The sequence below is a fragment of the Streptomyces sp. NPDC002853 genome (assembly GCF_053591915.1).
In genome coordinates, this window is record NZ_JBSFUS010000004.1 from 79,334 (window position 1) to 96,674 (window position 17,341).

The 17,341-nt window shown below is 70.0% G+C and carries 20 protein-coding genes and 1 tRNA gene; 6 read left to right on the forward strand and 15 right to left on the reverse strand.

The window, feature by feature from the left end:
• Positions 1–47: 47 nt before the first annotated feature.
• Positions 48–1,307, reverse strand: a complete 1,260-nt coding sequence (locus tag ACWD02_RS11520; RefSeq protein WP_451207744.1) for a cation:proton antiporter — start codon at positions 1,305–1,307, stop codon at positions 48–50.
• 94 nt (positions 1,308–1,401) lie between these two features.
• Complete coding sequence (locus ACWD02_RS11525) at positions 1,402–2,001, reverse strand: flavodoxin family protein (protein WP_451207747.1); 600 nt, start codon at positions 1,999–2,001, stop codon at positions 1,402–1,404.
• A gap of 258 nt (positions 2,002–2,259) precedes the next feature.
• On the opposite strand from ACWD02_RS11525, the gene ACWD02_RS11530 reads away from it, so the two are divergent.
• Positions 2,260–2,388: an LPFR motif small protein gene (locus tag ACWD02_RS11530; protein ID WP_351165998.1), complete on the forward strand. Its 129-nt coding sequence runs from the start codon at positions 2,260–2,262 to the stop codon at positions 2,386–2,388.
• Positions 2,389–2,421: 33 nt separating this feature from the next.
• On the opposite strand, the gene ACWD02_RS11535 is transcribed toward ACWD02_RS11530, so the two are convergent.
• The gene (locus ACWD02_RS11535; RefSeq protein WP_451207750.1) at positions 2,422–3,633 is read right to left on the reverse strand and encodes an FUSC family protein; all 1,212 of its coding nucleotides are present in this window, start codon (positions 3,631–3,633) and stop codon (positions 2,422–2,424) included.
• A gap of 112 nt (positions 3,634–3,745) precedes the next feature.
• Positions 3,746–3,901, reverse strand: coding sequence for a DUF6131 family protein (locus tag ACWD02_RS11540; protein WP_363206802.1), 156 nt, complete (start codon positions 3,899–3,901; stop codon positions 3,746–3,748).
• A gap of 294 nt (positions 3,902–4,195) precedes the next feature.
• Here ACWD02_RS11540 and ACWD02_RS11545 point away from each other — a divergent pair, with 294 nt between their 5' ends.
• The 3 genes from ACWD02_RS11545 (at position 4,196) to ACWD02_RS11555 (ending at position 6,557) form a co-directional block, all read left to right on the forward strand.
• The gene (locus ACWD02_RS11545) at positions 4,196–4,849 is read left to right on the forward strand and encodes a YceI family protein (RefSeq protein WP_451207753.1); all 654 of its coding nucleotides are present in this window, start codon (positions 4,196–4,198) and stop codon (positions 4,847–4,849) included.
• 146 nt (positions 4,850–4,995) lie between these two features.
• Positions 4,996–5,652, forward strand: coding sequence for a maleylpyruvate isomerase N-terminal domain-containing protein (locus ACWD02_RS11550; RefSeq protein WP_451207756.1), 657 nt, complete (start codon positions 4,996–4,998; stop codon positions 5,650–5,652).
• A gap of 194 nt (positions 5,653–5,846) precedes the next feature.
• Positions 5,847–6,557: a heparin lyase I family protein gene (locus ACWD02_RS11555; protein WP_451207758.1), complete on the forward strand. Its 711-nt coding sequence runs from the start codon at positions 5,847–5,849 to the stop codon at positions 6,555–6,557.
• A gap of 22 nt (positions 6,558–6,579) precedes the next feature.
• On the opposite strand, the gene ACWD02_RS11560 is transcribed toward ACWD02_RS11555, so the two are convergent.
• From ACWD02_RS11560 to ACWD02_RS11570, 3 genes are all read right to left on the reverse strand, one after another.
• Positions 6,580–8,337: an ABC-F family ATP-binding cassette domain-containing protein gene (locus ACWD02_RS11560; RefSeq protein WP_451207761.1), complete on the reverse strand. Its 1,758-nt coding sequence runs from the start codon at positions 8,335–8,337 to the stop codon at positions 6,580–6,582.
• 3 nt (positions 8,338–8,340) lie between these two features.
• Positions 8,341–8,823, reverse strand: a complete 483-nt coding sequence (locus ACWD02_RS11565) for a hypothetical protein (protein ID WP_451207763.1) — start codon at positions 8,821–8,823, stop codon at positions 8,341–8,343.
• A 51-nt stretch (positions 8,824–8,874) separates the two neighbouring features.
• A tRNA-OTHER gene (locus ACWD02_RS11570) sits at positions 8,875–8,994 on the reverse strand.
• 115 nt (positions 8,995–9,109) lie between these two features.
• On the opposite strand from ACWD02_RS11570, the gene ACWD02_RS11575 reads away from it, so the two are divergent.
• A complete protein-coding gene (locus tag ACWD02_RS11575) occupies positions 9,110–9,733 on the forward strand; it encodes a GNAT family N-acetyltransferase (protein ID WP_451207766.1) in 624 nt (207 codons plus the stop codon).
• On the opposite strand, the gene ACWD02_RS11580 is transcribed toward ACWD02_RS11575, so the two are convergent.
• From ACWD02_RS11580 to ACWD02_RS11615, 8 genes are all read right to left on the reverse strand, one after another.
• Positions 9,730–10,371: a class I SAM-dependent DNA methyltransferase gene (locus ACWD02_RS11580; RefSeq protein WP_451207769.1), complete on the reverse strand. Its 642-nt coding sequence runs from the start codon at positions 10,369–10,371 to the stop codon at positions 9,730–9,732. The two genes, ACWD02_RS11575 and ACWD02_RS11580, sit on opposite strands and share 4 nt — an antisense overlap.
• An 11-nt stretch (positions 10,372–10,382) precedes the next feature.
• Positions 10,383–10,829: a response regulator gene (locus ACWD02_RS11585; protein WP_451207772.1), complete on the reverse strand. Its 447-nt coding sequence runs from the start codon at positions 10,827–10,829 to the stop codon at positions 10,383–10,385.
• A complete protein-coding gene (locus tag ACWD02_RS11590) occupies positions 10,826–12,403 on the reverse strand; it encodes a sensor histidine kinase (protein ID WP_451209145.1) in 1,578 nt (525 codons plus the stop codon). The genes ACWD02_RS11585 and ACWD02_RS11590 overlap by 4 nt, the downstream gene beginning before the upstream one ends.
• 70 nt (positions 12,404–12,473) lie before the next feature.
• A complete protein-coding gene (locus ACWD02_RS11595; RefSeq protein WP_451207774.1) occupies positions 12,474–13,745 on the reverse strand; it encodes a PP2C family protein-serine/threonine phosphatase in 1,272 nt (423 codons plus the stop codon).
• A gap of 275 nt (positions 13,746–14,020) precedes the next feature.
• A complete protein-coding gene (locus tag ACWD02_RS11600; protein ID WP_451207777.1) occupies positions 14,021–14,590 on the reverse strand; it encodes a mycothiol transferase in 570 nt (189 codons plus the stop codon).
• Positions 14,591–14,622: 32 nt separating this feature from the next.
• Positions 14,623–15,009: a VOC family protein gene (locus ACWD02_RS11605; protein WP_451209148.1), complete on the reverse strand. Its 387-nt coding sequence runs from the start codon at positions 15,007–15,009 to the stop codon at positions 14,623–14,625.
• Positions 15,006–15,299 (reverse strand): ArsR/SmtB family transcription factor, encoded by a 294-nt coding sequence (locus ACWD02_RS11610; protein ID WP_451207779.1) that lies wholly within the window; start codon positions 15,297–15,299, stop codon positions 15,006–15,008. Before ACWD02_RS11610 ends, ACWD02_RS11605 begins: the two co-directional genes overlap by 4 nt.
• 77 nt (positions 15,300–15,376) lie before the next feature.
• On the reverse strand, positions 15,377–16,210 hold the full coding sequence (locus ACWD02_RS11615; protein ID WP_451207782.1) for an IclR family transcriptional regulator: 834 nt from the start codon (positions 16,208–16,210) through the stop codon (positions 15,377–15,379).
• Between the two features lie 119 nt (positions 16,211–16,329).
• Here ACWD02_RS11615 and ACWD02_RS11620 point away from each other — a divergent pair, with 119 nt between their 5' ends.
• Entirely contained in the window at positions 16,330–17,289 is a 960-nt protein-coding gene (locus tag ACWD02_RS11620) for a 5-dehydro-4-deoxyglucarate dehydratase (protein WP_451209151.1), read from the forward strand.
• Positions 17,290–17,341 lie beyond the last annotated feature (52 nt).

A 17,341-nucleotide genomic window follows, 5' to 3' on the forward strand; every position in this document is an offset into this window, starting at 1 on the left:
GAGTGCCCCTGGGCCGGACGGATAGGCCCCGCTTCCCCGCCGCCCTCTCATCGTCCGCGGTCGACGACCTTGTCCAGGCGCCTGAGCACGGGTGAGGCCGCGGTTCCGTGCAGCACCACCGACAGCAGGACGATGAACGTCACCACCGCCCACAGCTCCTCCTGGTACGCCTGGAGATCCCCCTCCCCCAGCGCGTACGCGAGATAGAAGACGGACCCGATCCCCCGGATGCCGAAGAAGGAGGTCACCGCGCGCTCCCCGAAGGTCGTCCGCCCCCGCAGCTGGGCGATCCAGCCGGTGAGCGGACGGATCACGAGCAGCACCAGGACGGCCGTCACCGCGCTGCCCCAGGAGAGCGCGGAGAGTCCGCCGCAGGCGATGAACCCTCCGATGAGGAGCAGCACACCGGCCGTGAGGAGCCGCTCCACCTGTTCCATGAAGGTGTGCATCACCAGTTGGTAGCCGTGGGCGCGCTCGGCGGCCCGGATCGCGCAGGCCGTCGTGAACACCGCGAGGAATCCGTAGCCGTGCAGTACTTCCGTGAGGCCGTACGAGATGAAGGTCGCCGCCAGCGCAACGAATCCCTCCCGGTGCTCGGACAGCCGCAGCGCTTCCCAGCCGGCCCGGAAGAACATCCAGCCCAGCAGCCGGCCGACCAGCAGGCCCACCACCACGCCGACCGTGACGCGTACGATCACGTCGCTCCACAGCCAGTGGCCCACCCACTCGCCGGACCAGCCCGTCTCCGACGCGGCGAACATCGCCATGGCGGCCATGACCAGCGGGAAGGCGAGACCGTCGTTGAGGCCCGCTTCCCCGGTGAGGGCGAAGCGCACCTCGTCCTCGTCGTTCTCGGCGTCGGTCGGCTCACCGACCCGAACCTCCGCCGCGAGCACCGGGTCGGTGGGAGCGAGCACCGCGCCCAGGAGCAGGGCGACGGCCGGCGGCCAGCCCACCAGACCCCAGGCGACGAGCGCGGTGACCACGACGGTCAGGGGCATCGTGATGCCGATCAGACGCCATGCCGTGGACCAGGACCGACGGCCGAACGGCCGGTTGATCGCCAGACCCGCGCCCATCAGGGCCACGATGACGCACACCTCGGTGAGGTGCTCCAACCACACCCGGTGCTCATAGGGGTCGAGCTCGGGCAGCCCTGTCGGCAGCAGATAGACGAGGAAGCCGACGGCGAGAAAGACCATCGGCATCGACATGGGCTGTCGCGCCACCAGCCGGGGCAGCACCGCGGCGAGCAGGGCACCGATGCCCATGCAGGCGTATCCGATGTCCGCAGCAGTCACGTCCATCTGCCGGCGCCCGCCTTCGTGGTCATCTCCCGTCCTTCCGTCGCGCCTGGTGCTCTGGTCCTAGTTCTGGCCGAAGGCCGCCCGGCGAGGGGGGTCAGGGCGCCGGGTAGGGCTTGCCGGCGAGCAGCTCGGCCAGGTGGAAGGCGTTGACGGCGAGGGCATGTGTGGCGGAGGCGACGGACTCGGGGGTCTCGTCCAGATCCTGGTAGTCGGTGCCCTGCTTCGCCTCGCCCACCCAGTACGTGACGGCGTAGGGCGCCAGCGAGAAGCCGAGGTCGTTGAAGCCCTGGAAGACGTCCGCGCTCACCTTGTGGGCGCCGTCCTCGTTGCCGACCACGGCCACCGCCGCGACCTTCCCGTACATCAGGGGGCGGCCGTCGTCGTCGGTCTCCGACATGTCCGCGTTCAGCCGCTCCAGGACGCGCTGGCAGACGCTCGACGGGTGGCCCAGCCAGATGGGCGTGGCAAGGAGCACGATGTCGGCCGCCAGCACCTTCTCGCGCAGGGCCGGCCAGCCGTCGCCGTTGCCCAGGTCGGCCGCGATGCCGGGGTGGATGTCGTGGTCGGCCACCCGGACGGTCTCCACCTCGACCCCCAGCTTGTCGAATTCGGCCATGACCTGATCGGACAGTGTGTGGCTGCTGGACGCGGTGGGCGAGGAATTCAGCGTGCATACCAGGGACAGCGCGCGCATGTGATGCTCCATTCTTCGGTGCCGGGGGCGGGGGTATCCATGGAGGCGTTCCCGATCGGATCAGCCCTAATCAAACGGGCTTTAAAGAACGGATCCGCCGCGACCTGCGGCCCCCGTTCAAAGCGGCTCATGTTTTCGCCGTCATTCGCAGGGCAGCCGGTAGTGGACAAGCCGTACGGCAGTTAACGAACCGACGGCGGGCAAGAAGCGCAACACACGGCAAGACGAGCAAGTAAAGACGTTCTTTGGAGGTCCCTCATGCTGAAGGCCATTGCAGATGTACTCCGCGCCATCGGTGGCGCCATTGCCACGGTGGTCACCCTTCCCTTCCGCGCCGTCGCGCGGCTTTTCGGCGGTGCCTCCTCCAGCGCCCACGGCCACCACTGACCGCAAGGTCACCGGTGACCTCGCGGCCCGGCGTCACGCCTCCTGACCGACGTACCGCTGAAGCACGTCGCAGGCGTACTGGAACTCCTCCATCAGCCGGGTGGACTCCACGACAAGGACCCCGTACGGACGAGCCGGGTCGGCCAGCGGAAGGCCGGCCCGGCTCGCTCCGTCCCGCACCTTCCGGCAGCATTCCTGGGCCTCGTCGGCCAGCTGACACAGCTGCCGGGACTGCTCCGTGAGGGAGTCCTCGTCCAGCTGGGAGAGCACCTCGCCGATCCTCGCGAGGGATTCGAGGAAGCCGGCGTAATCGTCGAGAAAGGCCCGGTCGTCGTGCCGGCCCCCTTCGTCCTCCTGCCACTGATGCAGGCCCCGCGTCAGCGACGCCACCTGGTACAGCGAGCGTTCGAGGGCTCCGAGCACCGAGCCGTACCCCTCGAACGAGGCCCGGCCCCGATGCCTGCGCAGCAGCCGCCGAGGGTTGAAGTAGAGGCTCTCCTCCGCCGTACGCAGCCCCTCTTTGGCCTGCGTGATCTGACCTCCGGTCTGCTCGGCCCGCCGGCGCCACTGCCGACAGCTCTCCTCGTCCACCTCCCCCTCGCGCAGCGCCGGATACATGTCGCTCACCAGCTCGGTCAGAGCGATGGACAGCGTTCGGATTCCGTATTCGGCGCTGCGGTAGCGCATCGGCGGTGCCACCGTGACGTTGACGACGACACCGATGCCGCAGCCGATGAGGACCAGCAGGATGATCTCCCCGAGCTGGGTGATCTTCTGCGAGGCGGACGTGGCGGCGGCATACGTGGAGAAGGCGAAGAAGGCCGCCGTGGCGACCTGTGAACCTTGCGCACCGAGCGTGGGCCAGCGTCCGATGGACAGGCCCACCAGCGCGACCAGGACGAACGTCAGCAGGTCGGGGCCGCCCAGGAATCCCAGGGCCGCCACCATGGCCACACCGACGGCCACCGCGCCGAGGTAGCGCAGCGACTGCAGCAGGGATTGGTACACCGTCACCTGCATGATCAGCACCGCGGAGAACGGTGCGAACGCCGGTGACGGTGCGTCGAGCAGGTAGTAGGAGACCACCCAGGAGAGCGTCGCGGCCAGCGTGCTCTTCAGGACGAGGAGCAGGGTGTGGCGTTCATGGCCCGGTGTGTCCCAGGCTCGCTGCCACCAGTGGCGCACACGGTCCAACCACCCCTGGGCCGCGGACTGCGTCCGCTGCCCTCCGCCCTTGCCGGCCATGCACCGACTCCATTCCGTCCAACAGGTTGATCGAGTTCAGCCTGCTACCCGGAGGAGCCGTCCGCATGCGCACTTCGGGCCGTGGGGCCCGCACGGCACATCGAGGATGCGCCTACCAGTAATGCTTTCGCCCGCCCACCGCGTGGCCGACAGATCCGAGAATCCACAGGACCACACCGATGACGAGAAGAATGACACCGATGGTCCACAGGATGGAGATGCCTGCCACTAGACCGATGATGAGCAGGATGATTCCGAGTGCGATCATTGCGCCTCCGACCCTCAGAATTATTTCAAGTATGCACCTTCTGAATGCCGATGACAGTTCGGCGCCGGCGCCGCCGGGCGGTGGAACAATCCGCGACTCGCAGACCATTCGGACACCGATGTGACGGTGTGTGATGCCGGACCATCCATTCGTGCATTCACATCCGTGTCGATCTTGTGCATCTTTCCAGTCCCAGGCGTCGAACCCGGACGAGACCTCCCATCTTGCTGAGTGGTGTTTGCCGTCGGCGTGATAACACGGAGTGATCAAATCCGAAGGAGACGACGCGACATCATGGGTATCTTCAGCCGTCGCCAGACCCCGACCCTCGAGCCGATACCGGCGGTCGGCCCCAACACGCCCTTCTCGGCATCCTCCGGCGCCGCACTCGACCCGGCGCTTCGCGCGCTGACCGGGGAGTGGACCATCGACCGTCCGCACAGCCGCATCGGATTCTCCGTGCGCCACGCGATGGTGACGACGGTGCGAGGCGCCTTCGGTGACTACGACAGCACGCTGTACTTCGACGGTGCCCGGCCCGCCGAGTCGCGGGCCGAGATCGTCATCCGGGTCGGCAGCGTCGACACGGGCGTGGAGCAGCGGGACGCGCACCTCGTGGGCGGCGACTTCTTCGACGCGCGCCGCCACCCGGAGATGTCCTTCCGCAGCACCTCCACGGTCCACGAGGGCGGGGAGACCTTCCGGATGGCCGGAGAGCTGACCATCCGCGGCGTCGCCCGGCCCGTCGAGCTGCAGCTCGACTACCTCGGTTCGGTCGTGGACCCCTTCGGCTTCGAGCGGGCCGGCTTCGACGGCACCACCACCATCGACCGCACCGACTGGGGCCTCGTCTACAACCAGCGCCTGGAGACGGGCGGCGCCATGGTGAGCGAGAAGGTCCGGCTGCAGTTCGACATCTCCGCGATCCGGGCCACGCCGCTGAGTTGACCCTGCATCGCTCAGTCAGCCCTCCGCCGCCAAGGAGGACGCGGCGGCGGAGGGCAAGGAAAGCGCGGGAGAGGCCCGCCCGTATGAGCGGGCCCGCCCGCATGGCAGCCTTGTCCCCTTTCGCCGCGCCGCACTACCGTGACGCCGTGGATCTCTTCTCGCGCTCATGGACGGCCTTGCGCACGGCGGTCGCCGAACTCCCCGACGACGCCTTCGCCCGGCCGTCCGGCTGCACGGGCTGGCTCGTGCGGGACTTGGTGTGCCATCTGGTCGTCGACGCGCAGGACGTCCTGATCACCCTGGTGACGCCCGCCGAAGCGGAGCCGACCCGCGACGCGTTGACCTACTGGGACGTCTCCGCGACGCCGCCCACCGGCGAGGACCCGCTCGACGCGTTGACCGTCCGGCTGGCCGCCGCGTACGAGGAGCCGTGGCTGCTCAAGTTCCACCTCGACGACCTGGGGTCGGCCGCCGGCCGCGCCGCCGCACTCGCCGACCCCGACGCCCGGGTGAGCACCCGCGACGAGATCCTGACCACGGGCGACTACCTCACCACGTACGTCATGGAATGGACCCTGCACCACCTCGACCTGATCGCCCACCTCCCGAACGTGGCCGGGCCGCCCGCCGAAGGGCTCGCCCGCAGCCGCGAGATGCTGGAGCAGATCGCCGGCGCCGCCTTCCCCGCGTCGTTCTCCGACGCGGACGCGCTGCTGGTCGGCACCGGGCGGCGCGCCCCGAGCGACGCGGAGAAGTCCGCACTGGGTGACCTGGGCGGGAGGCTCCCGCTCGTCCTGGGCTGATCAACGCCCCGGCGAGCGGCTGCTGATCACCGCCCCGGCGAACGGGATCGTGCGGCGAGCTCCCACCGGGCACCAGATACCGTTTTCTGCGCCGAGGTCCCCAACTGGCGCCACACCCTTGAGCGTTCGGACACGGCCGTGCTAGAAACCGCTTACCACGCGAGCCCCTCCCCCCCCCACTCGCAAGGAGCCCCATGCGTAAGCGAACCGGCACGCTCACGGCCGCCGCGTCCTCCCTGGTCCTGCTCACCGCCGCACCCGCCGACGCCTCCGTCATCTGGGACGGCGACGCCTCGGGCGGGACCGGCGTGTTCTCCTCGACCTTGTGCGACTCGCCCGGCAGCGTCACCGCGCAGGACAACGACGACGGCCGCGGACAGGTCTTCAAGTTCAACAAGCCGCTCGGCCTCGAACGTTGCGAGGCACACGGGATCAGCGTCGGCGGCTCGCGGTACACCTTCAAGAACAACTCGACGTACTGGATCGGCTGGGACACCTCCACCAACACCCCGGACGCGGGCACGATCTTCCAGTGGAAGTCGTACGGCACCAACGACCAACACCAGCAGAACTACCCGGTGTTGATGAAGGTCGAGGGCGGAGTCCTCAAGCTGTTCCACATCGAGGCCGGCGAGAAGTGGACCCTGAAGTGGTCCACGCCCGTCACCACCAGCACGTACAAGCGCATCGTGCTCGGCATCCACACCTCCTCCGACGCCTCCGCCGGGTGGGTGTCGGCCTTCTACAACGGCACCAAGGTCACCGAGTTCTCCGGCCGCACCTGGGACGACCTGGGCAACGACACCCGATTCGGCTCGTACGGCTCCGAGGTCAAGGACAAGCGCGTCATCAATTGGATCGACGGCCTCAAGGTCGGCACGACTTACGGAGACGTGGACAACTGAGGGAGGCGCCGGCCGACCGGCTTCAGGCCTGCTGGACCAGCCGTCCCCGGGACAGCTCCAGCAGGCTGTCCCGATGGCGTTCGCGCAGGGCCCGGTCGTGGGTGACCATCACGACCGGCCCCGTGAACAGCGCGACCGCCTCCTGGACTTGCTCGACCAGCGCCAGGCTGAGGTGGTTGGTCGGCTCGTCCAGCAACAGGAGGTGCGGGCGCCGCGAGAAGAGCAGCGCGAGTTCGAGGCGTCGCAACTGGCCCACGGACAGCCGGTTGACCGGGACATCGAACTCCGCGGCCGTGAACAGACCGAACCTCGTCAACTCCCGCGCCGCGTCGTCGACATAAGCCGCGCGGTGCGCCGCAAAGGTGGCCAGCACGCCGCGCTCCTCCCGGGAGAAGTCACTCTCCTGCGGCAAGTAGCCGACACGCAGGCCCGGTTCACGGACCACCACGCCCGCCTCGGGCTCCCGTAGGCCTGCCAGGACGGTCAGGAGGGTGCTCTTGCCCGCGCCGTTCGCTCCGGTGATCACGTGCAGCGCACCGGGAGCGAGCTCCAGGTCCACGCCCCGCAGCACATCGCCGACGACCAGGCCCTCGGCCCGCAGCAGCACACCATCGGGCGGGCCCTCGCGCTCCGAAACCTGAACCGGCGGCTGATCCGGCGCCTGGCCCGGCGCCTGGCCCGCCGCCGGGAAGGGCGGCCGGAAGGACAGCGGCTCGGGCGGGCGTCGCACTTCCTCGTCCAGCAGCCGCCCCAGTTGCTGCCGGGCCGCGCGGGTGGCGCGCGACGCGGCGGCCTGGGCGCCGCCTCCGGCGAGGTTGTACGACAGCTTGTCGCTGTCCCGCATGGCGCCGAAGGTGCGGCCGGACCGACCCGCCCTGTCGAGCCTGCGCCGCGCCTCGGCCAGTTCCTGGCGCCAGTCGCGGTACTGCTGCCACCAGCGCGCCTGGGCCGCGGCGCGTTCGTCGAGATAGTCGCGGTACCCGCCGCCGTAGCGCACGGTCGAGCCGCGGGAGCCGTCCAGGTCGACGATGGCGGTGACGGCGGTGTCCAGCAGCAGCCGGTCGTGCGACGCGATGAGGCACGGCCCCTGGTACTGGACCAGCCACTGGACGAGCCAGTCCACCGCACGGTCGTCGAGATGGTTGGTCGGCTCGTCGAGGAGCAGCCCGGCGGGTTCGGCGAGAACCAGCTCGGCGAGCGCCAGACGGGATCGCTCGCCTCCCGACAGCGTCTCGGTGGGCCGGCGCCGGTCCAGGCCGCCGAGGCCGAAGGCATCGAGGACCTCGCCGACGCGGGCGTCGAGCTCCCAGCCGCCGCGTCGGGCGAACTCGTCCTGGAGACGGCCGTACTCACCGAGCACATCGCCCAGGTCTTGCGGGCCGGACGACATCAACTCCTCGGCGGCCCGCATCCGTTCGGCCAGCTCGGCGAACGCGGCGGTCGCCCGCGCGATGACGGCCTCGATGCTCGCCCCGGCCGGGAAGCCGGGCTGCTGCGGCAGGAATCCCACTTGGCCCGCGACCGCCCGTACGACCTGGCCGCGCTGCGGCACAAGGTCACCGGCGAGTGCGCGCAGCAACGTCGACTTGCCCCGGCCGTTCTCGCCGATCAGGCCCACGCGCTCGCCGCGGGACACCTTCAGGGAGACATCCCGCAGAACCATGCGGTCGCCGAGGACGCAGTGCACGTTCTCGGCGAGGAGGTGCGCGGAGCGGTGGTCGCCGGTCAGCACGTCCTGCGTACCGGGCTGCCCCGCCTGTCCCGCCTTCGCCCGTGACATCGGTCAGGCCGCCAGCGGCGTGCCGCAGCGGGCGCAGTACCGGGCGTCGCCTTCGGTGGCGAGTCGGCCGCAGTCGGGGCAGACGCGGCCGAGCAGGCAGACCGGCTCGCCCGCGTCGGCGCCACCGCCCGGTCCGGCACCGGCGGCCGGGCGTCGGCGATGGGCGATCGTGTAGACGAGCCCCTCGTCCCCCGCGTCCACGCAACGGGTGAGGCTCGCGGGGAGCCAGGCCAGGGCGCCCGGTGCGAGCGGCCAGGCGTCGTCAGGCGTGCGGAGTTCACCCGTACCGGTCAGCACGCCGAGAAGGACCCCGTACTCCTCCGTGTGCTCTCCGAGGCTCGCCCCCGGGGCCAGCCGGACGACGGAGGCGTCCAGATCCCTCGTCCGCTCGCCGAGCGACCACAGGAGGCTGATCTGCCCCCGCCCGACGGCCGCGGTCTGCTCCGGTCCGACGAACACCGCGGCGGCGGGGACGGGCGTGCTCATGCGGACTCCAGTCAGCGGGGGCGGACCTACGGCTCTCGTACGAGTCGGCTGCGGCACCGGCGGGATTCGAACCCGCGGAGGGGAGAGGCAAGGCCCGCCCGGCTCCCCCTCAGTCGACGTGCGGGGGGCTTCCCGCACGCCGATCGCATTGGGCCGCTCTGCCACGGTGCCGCAACCTGCGGGACCGCGCGGTCCCGCTTCGCCGAGGATAGGTTCGGCGCGCGGCGGGAGCGAGTCGATTTTCGCGGCGGACCCGGCTCCGCAGTCCAAGATCATCGGGTGCAGAATGACCCGTATGTCAATGACGACTACGCCCAAGACGACCACCATCGACGATGCTTCGCACATCGGCGGGACCCTGGCCCGCGCCTTCGACGACGACCCGATGATGCGCTGGTTCTTCCCCGACGACACGACGCGCGAGACGGGGCTCGGCCGCTATTTCTCGACACTCTTCACCCGCCAGTACGTCCACCACGGTGTCTGCGAGCACACCGCGTCGGCGGCCGCGTACTGGGTGCCGCCGCACGCGCAGGACAAGGCCGTCCCCGACGCGGAGACGATCCAGGAGCTCGTGGAGATACTGGGCGACCGCGCCGCGCTGTTCCAGGAGGCCGCGGCCGCCGCCGCCGAGCACGGCCCCCAGGAGCCGCACTGGTACCTGGCGGTGGTCGGCGCCGACCCGGCCGCCCAGGGGCAGGGGCACGGCGCCGCACTCCTGCGCTCGGGCCTCGCCAAGGCCGACGCGGACGGTCTGCCCGCCTACCTGGAATCGTCCAAGCCCTCGAACCTCCCCGTCTACGAGCACTTCGGCTTCACGGTGCTCGGTGAGGTGCAACTGCCGGGCGGCGGACCGACGTTGTGGTCCATGCGGCGCGAGCCTCGCGACCCTGGCCGGCGTCCGAGCTAGTCCCCCGCGCGCATCAGGAGGTGGCCGCGGCGGAAGCGTTCGTCCTCGCCCGGCTCGCGCAGCATCCGTCCGACTTCCACGAATCCGGCCTCGCGGGCCAGTTCCGCGAGGCCGTCGACGGGCCAGCGGTAGGCGGTCGTGACCTTGTGGTCGAACGCCGTGACCGGCCCGCCCTCCGCCTCGAAGAACCCGAGCAACAGGTGGCCGCCGGGGGCGAGGACCCGCCGGAACTCGGCGAAGTACGGAGGCAGGTCCTTCGGCGGGGTGTGGATGACCGAGTACCAGGACACGATGCCGCTCAGCTTGCCGTCGGCCAGGTCCAGGGCGTCCATGGAGCCGACCTCGAACCTCAGGTCCGGGTGGTTCTCGCGGGCGAGGTCGATCATCACCGGCGACAGGTCGATGCCGAAGACGTCAAGGCCCAGATCCCTCAGATGCGCCGTCGTACGCCCAGGGCCGCAGCCCAGTTCGGCGACCGGCCCGGCGCCGGCGGACGCGAGTTCGGCGAACGCGGCGAGCACCGCGCGATCCAGCGGGAAGGCGTCGAGCGCGCCGCGGGCGAGCTTGTCGTAGAGGGGGGCGATGGACCCGTACGCGTCCGCCGTCGTGGCGAGGTAGGAGGGGGAGGTCTCAGTCATGAACGAGGAATCTACTGGCGACGCGGCAGGCGTACCACCTGGACGAAGAAGTCGTCGATCTGCCGTACCGCGGCGATGAACTGGTCCAGGTCGACCGGCTTGGTGACGTAGGCGTTGGCGTGCAGCTTGTAGCTGCGCAGGATGTCCTCCTCCGCTGCCGACGTGGTGAGCACCACCACCGGGATGTCCTGCAGGTCCGGGTCCGACTTGATCTTCTCCAGGACCTGGCGCCCGTCGTACTTGGGGAGGTTGAGGTCGAGCAGGATGAGATCGGGACGCGGCGCCGACGCGTGCTCGCCGCGCCGGTAGAGGAAGTCGAGCGCCGCCTCGCCGTCCCTGACCACATGCAGGTTGTTCCGGATCTTGTTGTCCTCGAACGCCTCGCGCGTCATCAGCTCGTCGCCCGGGTCGTCCTCCACGAGGAGCACGTCGATCGGCGCGGCATCAGGGGTGGTCATGTCAGGGCCTTTTCCTCGTTGCGGGATGCGGTGTTCTCGGCGGTGTTCTCGGTGGCGTCCTCGGTGGCGCCGGCATCGGTCGCGGCATCGGACGGCAGGGTGAAGCAGAGGCGGGTTCCCTCGTCCTGACCGCTGTCGATCCAGATGTGTCCGCCGTGATGCTCGACGATCTTCTTGCACAGCGCCAGGCCGATGCCGGTGCCCCCGTAGGCATCCCGGCCGTGCAGGCGCTGGAAGATCACGAAGACCTTCTCCGCGAACTCCTCGGGGATGCCGATGCCGTTGTCGGTGACGCTGAAGCTCCAGTTGCCGGAGTCCTCGTCCTCCTCGCACGTGATCCGGATCCGCGGGGTGCGTTCGGGGTGGTGGAACTTCACGGCGTTGCCGACGAGATTCTGCCAGAGCATCGTCAGGAGCGTCGGGTCGCCGACGATCTCGGGGAGATGGTCGGGGCGCTCGACGATCGCGCCGGTGTCACGGACGGAGGTCTCCAGGTTGGCCAGCGCCTTGCCGAGGGCCTGGTCGAGGTCGACGGGCACACTGGCGTCGTTGAGACGCCCGACGCGCGAGAAGGTGAGCAGGTCGTTGATGAGGACCTGCATGCGCTTGGCGCCGTCGACCGCGAAGTCGATGTACTGCTTGCCGCGGTCGTCGAGCGTGTCCCCGTACCGCTTCTCCAGAAGCTGGCAGAAGGAGGCGACCTTGCGCAGGGGCTCCTGCAGGTCGTGGGAGGCGACGTAGGCGAACTGCTCCAGTTCGGCGTTGGAGCGGCGCAGTTCCACCGCCTGGGCGTCCAGTTCGGCCGCCTGCTGGGTCAGCGCGTCCCGCCGGCTGCGCGAGGCTTCCAGTTCCTCCACTATCTGCTGCCGCATGCCCTCGACGTCCGCCGCCACCGCCCTGAGGTCCGCCGGGCCGTCGATCGCGATGACGTGGTCGAAGTCACCGCGCGCCACTTGGCGGGAGGACACCCGCAGCGCGTCCAGGGGCCGGGCCACCAGCGCGCGCACCAGGAACGCCAGGACGATCCCGGCCAGCAGGAAGACCACGACCATGGCGCCGAGGATGACGGTGCGCACCGTGCGCGAGCTGTCCAGCTCGTCCTTGCCGTCGTCGACGGCTTCGGCCAGGTCGGCGTTCTGCGTGGCCCAGGCGGTGCGGATCCGGTCGAAGACCTCCTTGCCGCGCTCGGCGTCCGTCTCGGAGAGGTCGCGTGGCTGCCCGGGTGTGACCTTGTCCACCAGAGGCTGTGCGTACGCGCGCCGCCAGGCCGCCGCCTCCCGCTGGACCTCCTCGAGGTCCGCAAGGAGCCGGGGCCGGTCCGCGAGGAGGTCGCGGAGTTCGGCGGCGGCGCGGGCCTCGTCCCGCTTGCCCTGGGTGTAGGGCTGCAGGAACTGACGGTCGGCGGTGATGGCGTAGCCCCGGACGCCGGTCTCCTGGTTCACCAGGGCGGCCTGCAGACGGTAGGTCTGCGTGCCGGCCGGCTGCAGGCGGTCGACCAGTTCGTCGGTGACGTCCGCGGTCTGCCCCAGCAGGCGGGCGCCGATCACGGTGCCGGCCACCACCAGGAGCACCATCAGGGCCAGCACCAGCTGGAACCAGCCCTGCACGGTCAGCCGACGGCCGATCCGCGTTCTGCTCGTCGTCTCAACCACGGCGTTGTTCTCCGATGCTGCTCTTGTACCGGCCCTCGACGACAGATCTCGTCGGGCCATCTTCGTTCCCGTGCCAGTGCAGGTGCACCACGGCCACGTCGTCGGCCAGGCCGCCCTGCTCCTCGGCGAGGTCCTCGGCCCGCTGGATCAGCGTGTCGACGAAGGCCTCGGGTGCCAGGTCGCCCAGCTCGCGCGCGATGCCCAGCAGCCCTTCTTCGCCCAGGCGCTCGCGTCCGTTTCCTATGTGCCCCTCGAAAAGCCCGTCGGTGAACAGCACCAGTGCCGACCCCGCGGGCAGGGGCAGCTGCTCGACCGGCCACAGCGACACACCGGGCGCGACGCCCAGGGCCGGCCCGCCGGACGTCTCCACCCACTCGACGCCGCCCTGCGCGGTGCGCAGCAGCATCCCGGGGTGGCCCGCGCGCGTCACGTGCGCGTGCGCTGCCCCGACCGGTACGGAGAGGCTCGTCAGCGTGGCGAAGACGTACGGCTTCACCCGCTCGGCCAGCATGATCTCCTCGAGCCGGCCCACCTGTTCGGCGCCGGTGACGCCGCTGAGCACCAGGGTGCGCCAGGCGATGCGCAGTGCCACACCGAGGGCGGCCTCATCGGGCCCGTGGCCGGAGACGTCTCCTATGAGGGTGTGGACGGTGCCGTCCGCGCCCTGGACGATGTCGTAGAAGTCGCCGCCCAGCAGAGCCTGGGCGCGGCCGGGCCGGTAGCGGGCCACGACGTCCACGCCCGCGCTGTTCAGGAGCGGCCTGGGCAGCAGTCCGCGCTCCAGGCGGGCGTTCTCCTGTGCCTGCATCTGGCTGGCCTGCAGGGCGACGGCCGCCTGCTCGGCCTGCTTGCGCTGGATCGCGTAGCGCACGGCGCGGCCGAAAAGCTCCGGTTCGACGCGGCCCTTGACGAGGTAGTCCTGGGCTCCGGCGGCCACGGCGGCGGAGCCGGTTTCCTCCTCGGCGAGGCCCGTGAGCACGACGACCGCGACCTGCTCGGCGCGGGACCGGACCATGGAGACGGCCTCAAGGCCCTGGGCGTCCGGCAGATGCAGGTCGAGCAGCACGCAGTCCGGCATCTCCATGGTGAGCGACTCGCGCGCCTCGGCCATGGAACGCACCCACTGCAGCCGCATCTTCAAGGCACTGTCGGCGACGAGCTCCTCGACAAGGAGTGCGTCGCCGGGATCGTCCTCCACCAGCAGGACCAGCGGCGGCGCCAACTGCCGGGTCGCCGCGGCATCACTTTCACCGACCGCACGCACGCCGGAAGTACATGGCTGTGACGCCACCGCTATTCTCCCGCCCTTCCCACCCGGTAAGTTCGCCTGGCCATGCGGCCGTTGCCGTCGGCACTTTCACATTGACTATGCCGCAACGGCCGTCAAACGGTCTCCGGATCTTCGCACAATGCCCACACAGCTCGGTAGCCGACCGTCAAGGACGAGGACCTCCACCGAGCGGCGAATGCGGGCGAAATGTGGGCAGAAGCCAGCAGAAAGCGCGGAAGCCGCGAACCCCTACGGGCAGGGCAATTCCGTCACTGACCCACCCTGCCGTCGATGCACTCGCGCAGCAGGTCGGCCTGCCCGCAGTGGCGGGCGTACTCCTCGATCCTGTGCACCATCAGTTCGCGAACGGCGAAGCCGTCCTTCCCCAGCCGTTCGCCCAGGTCGGGGTGCTCGGCCAGTTCGGCGTCCAGTGCGGCCTGCTCGCGCGCCAGATCGGCGTACGCGGCATCGACCACGGCCTGCTCGCCGACGGCACCGTGGAAATCGGCGTCGCGCTCGCCGTACAGCTTCGGCAGCGGCTCGCCGTCCCTGATCCAGTTGCGCCAGTCCCGCTCCACCTCGGCGAGGTGCCGCAGCAGGCCGAGCAGCGAGAGCGTCGACGGCGGGACCGAGCGCCGGGCCAGTTGCTCCGCGTCAAGGCCCTCGCACTTCATCTTCAGGGTCATGCGGTAACTCGTCAGGAAGTCCTGCAGTGTCGCCAGCTCACCGTCCGGGCTGACCCCGTCGCTGTTGCGGGGGTCGTCCTCCGGGTCCGCCCACATGTCGGGGTAGGTGGTTGCCTGGCTCCAGCGTTCGGGTTGGTCACTCATGCGGGACATGGTCGTCCGCACGGGCCCGGCGCGCCACCGACTTACTCGCCGTGCTGGATCTGGATCAGGTTGCCACAGGTGTCGTCGAACACCGCGGTGGTGATCGGGCCCATCTCCAGCGGCTCCTGGGTGAACTTCACGCCGAGCCCACGCAGCCGGTCGAACTCGGCGGCCACGTCCTGGACGGCGAAGGAGGTCACCGGGATGCCGTCCGCGACCAGCGCCGTCTTGTACGGCTGCACCGCGGGGTGGCCGGAGGGCTCGAGGAGCAGTTCGGTGCCGTGCGGGTCCTCCGGCGAGACCACGGTCAGCCACCGGTCCTCGCCGACGGGGACGTCGTGCTTCTTCACGAAGCCGAGCACGTCGGTGTAGAAGCGGGCGGCCTTCTCCTGGTCATCGACGAAAACGCTGGTCAGGTGGATCCTCATGGCGTGCGCTCCGGTGGTTTTGGCCTGAGCCATCGGGTCACGATGTGCTCAAGCGGTTCGGTGTTCAGATCGTGGAACTTGTAGCGGCCCTCGCGTCGCGAGCGGACCAGGCCCGCGGACTCCAGTACGGCCAGATGCTGGCTGACCGCCTGCCGCGACAGCCCGAGACCGTGCTTGTTGATCAGCCTGGCGCATATCTCGAACAGGGTCTGGCCGTCCCGTTCCACCAGCTCGTCAAGGATGCGCCGACGGGTGGGGTCGGCCAGCGCCTTGAACACATCCTCCGACATGACCACCACCATAGGCAAGTGACGACTTGCCTATCAAGTCGGATCCCCGCGGTCGCCCAACGGACCTCGGCGGGCGATCAGCGCCAGTCGGGAGCGCCCGAAACGGGGGACAGCAGACTTTCGACCTTCGTCTGGATCTCCCGCATGACGGACACGACGCGGCTCTGGTGTACGTCGGTGAGCCGGGCCACGGGCACCGAACAGCTGATGGCGTCGACGGCCGGGACGTCGTACCGCAGGGCGAAGCCGAAGCCGGCGATGCCGGTCACCGTCTCCTCGCGGTCGATGGCGTAGCCCCGCTCACGCACCCGCCCCAGGTCGGCGAGCAGGGCGGCGCGGTCGGTGTGCGTGCTCGGGGTGCGGGACTCCAAGAGGCCTTCGGGGAGCGGGAGTTCACCGTCCGGGCGTTCGGCGAGAAGCGCCTTCCCCAGGGCTCCGGCGTGCGCGGGAACGCGGCGGCCGACCCGGCTGATGGTGCGCAGATACTCGTGCGACTCACGGGTGGCGAGGTACACGACGTGCGGGCCGTCCAGCCGCGCCAGGTGGATCGTCTCACCCAGGGCGTCCGACGCCTCGTCCAGATACGGGCGGATGGCTTGCACGCGCGTGTCACCGTCCAGGTAACTCGTGCCGGTGAGCAGGGTGCGGATCCCGATGCCGTACAGGGATCCGGTGGTGTCCGTGCGCACCCAGCCGCAGTCGACGAGGGTCCGCAGCAGTTGGTACATGCTGCTGCGCGGCACGCCCAACTCCTCGGCGAGCTCGTCCAGGCGGGCGGGCCGGTCGGCGCGCTCGGCGAGCAGCTCCAGGAGCGCCACGGTGCGCAGCGCCGACTTCACCCCGCGAACGCCCGCGCCCGCCCCGGAGTCCACCCCAGGGCCCCTCCCGGGGTCCGTCTCGCTCTGCGACATGCGCCCATCGTAGATCCGCGTGATCTGACCATTGACCCCGATCGTTCATGACTCTAGCCTCCATTCTCATACGTGGACGCCATCTGCATATAGAGATGAGATTCGTGAGCGAGCTCCGCATGAACAAGCTCAGTACGACGCCCCAGAACATCGCCCACCGGCTGCGGGAAGGCATGGCACGTGGCGTGCTGTCCTTCCCGCTCACGAGCATGGGCAGCGACGGCAGCCTCGACGCGGAGGCCTACCGGGCTTATCTGACGGCCCAGTTGGCGACGGAGCCCGGCGCGGTGTTCCCCGCATGCGGCACCGGCGAGTTCTTCTCACTCGACGAGGAGGAGTACCGCACAGTCGTCAGGGTCACCGTCGAGGTCGTCGACGGCCGCCTGCCGGTGGTTGCGGGCACCGGATACGGGTGGGCCCAGTCGCTGCGGTTCGCCCGGATCGCCGAGGAAGAGGGCGCGGACGCCCTCCTGGTGATGCCCCACTACCTGGTGGAGGCCTCGCAGGACGGCCTGGTGGAGCAGTTGCGCCGTATCGCCGCCGGCACCCGGCTGCCCCTCATCGCCTATCAGCGCGGCCAGGTCACCTTCACCGCCGACGCCCTGCGCGAGATCGCCGGCATCCCCACCGTCATCGGCCTCAAGGACGGACACAGCGACCTCGACCGGCTGCAGCGCCTGACGCTCGCCGCCCCCGGCGACTTCCTCTTCTTCAACGGCGCCGCCACCGCGGAGATCCAGGCCCGCGCCTACAGCACCGTCGGCGTACCCGCCTACTCGTCCGCCGTGCACGCCTTCGCCCCCGAGATCGCCGACGCGTTCTTCGCCGCGCTGCGGCAGCGGGACGACGCCGCGGTGGACCGGCTGCTGCGGGAGTTCTACGTCCCGCTCGTCGAACTGCGCGACCGCGCGCCGGGATACGCCGTCGCGCTGGTCAAGGCCGCCGCCCGGCTGCGCGGCCTGCCGGTCGGCCCGGTGCGCGCGCCCCTCACCGACCCCGCTCCGGCCGACATCGCCGACCTGGAGAAGGTGCTGAACGCCGGACTGGATCTGGTCTCGGCCCCTCGCAGCAGGGCCTGAGCGCTCTGCCCTTCCCGACCTCCCCACCCCCCACACCGACTTGACCCACAGT

Bases quoted from the DNA above. Each gene is read 5' to 3' on its own strand.
- ACWD02_RS11530 (WP_351165998.1), top strand. From the start codon at position 2,260: ATGCTGAAGGCCATTGCAGATGTACTCCGCGCCATCGGTGGCGCCATT.
- ACWD02_RS11540 (WP_363206802.1), bottom strand. From the start codon at position 3,901: ATGATCGCACTCGGAATCATCCTGCTCATCATCGGTCTAGTGGCAGGC.
- ACWD02_RS11520 (WP_451207744.1), bottom strand. From the start codon at position 1,307: ATGGACGTGACTGCTGCGGACATCGGATACGCCTGCATGGGCATCGGT.
- ACWD02_RS11575 (WP_451207766.1), top strand. From the start codon at position 9,110: ATGACCCGTATGTCAATGACGACTACGCCCAAGACGACCACCATCGAC.
- ACWD02_RS11610 (WP_451207779.1), bottom strand. From the start codon at position 15,299: ATGTCGGAGGATGTGTTCAAGGCGCTGGCCGACCCCACCCGTCGGCGC.
- ACWD02_RS11535 (WP_451207750.1), bottom strand. From the start codon at position 3,633: ATGGCCGGCAAGGGCGGAGGGCAGCGGACGCAGTCCGCGGCCCAGGGG.
- ACWD02_RS11580 (WP_451207769.1), bottom strand. From the start codon at position 10,371: ATGACTGAGACCTCCCCCTCCTACCTCGCCACGACGGCGGACGCGTAC.
- ACWD02_RS11605 (WP_451209148.1), bottom strand. From the start codon at position 15,009: ATGAGGATCCACCTGACCAGCGTTTTCGTCGATGACCAGGAGAAGGCC.
- ACWD02_RS11590 (WP_451209145.1), bottom strand. From the start codon at position 12,403: ATGGTGCTCCTGGTGGTGGCCGGCACCGTGATCGGCGCCCGCCTGCTG.
- ACWD02_RS11555 (WP_451207758.1), top strand. From the start codon at position 5,847: ATGCGTAAGCGAACCGGCACGCTCACGGCCGCCGCGTCCTCCCTGGTC.
- ACWD02_RS11600 (WP_451207777.1), bottom strand. From the start codon at position 14,590: ATGTCCCGCATGAGTGACCAACCCGAACGCTGGAGCCAGGCAACCACC.
- ACWD02_RS11545 (WP_451207753.1), top strand. From the start codon at position 4,196: ATGGGTATCTTCAGCCGTCGCCAGACCCCGACCCTCGAGCCGATACCG.
- ACWD02_RS11565 (WP_451207763.1), bottom strand. From the start codon at position 8,823: ATGAGCACGCCCGTCCCCGCCGCCGCGGTGTTCGTCGGACCGGAGCAG.
- ACWD02_RS11620 (WP_451209151.1), top strand. From the start codon at position 16,330: ATGAACAAGCTCAGTACGACGCCCCAGAACATCGCCCACCGGCTGCGG.
- ACWD02_RS11525 (WP_451207747.1), bottom strand. From the start codon at position 2,001: ATGCGCGCGCTGTCCCTGGTATGCACGCTGAATTCCTCGCCCACCGCG.
- ACWD02_RS11585 (WP_451207772.1), bottom strand. From the start codon at position 10,829: ATGACCACCCCTGATGCCGCGCCGATCGACGTGCTCCTCGTGGAGGAC.
- ACWD02_RS11615 (WP_451207782.1), bottom strand. From the start codon at position 16,210: ATGTCGCAGAGCGAGACGGACCCCGGGAGGGGCCCTGGGGTGGACTCC.
- ACWD02_RS11560 (WP_451207761.1), bottom strand. From the start codon at position 8,337: ATGTCACGGGCGAAGGCGGGACAGGCGGGGCAGCCCGGTACGCAGGAC.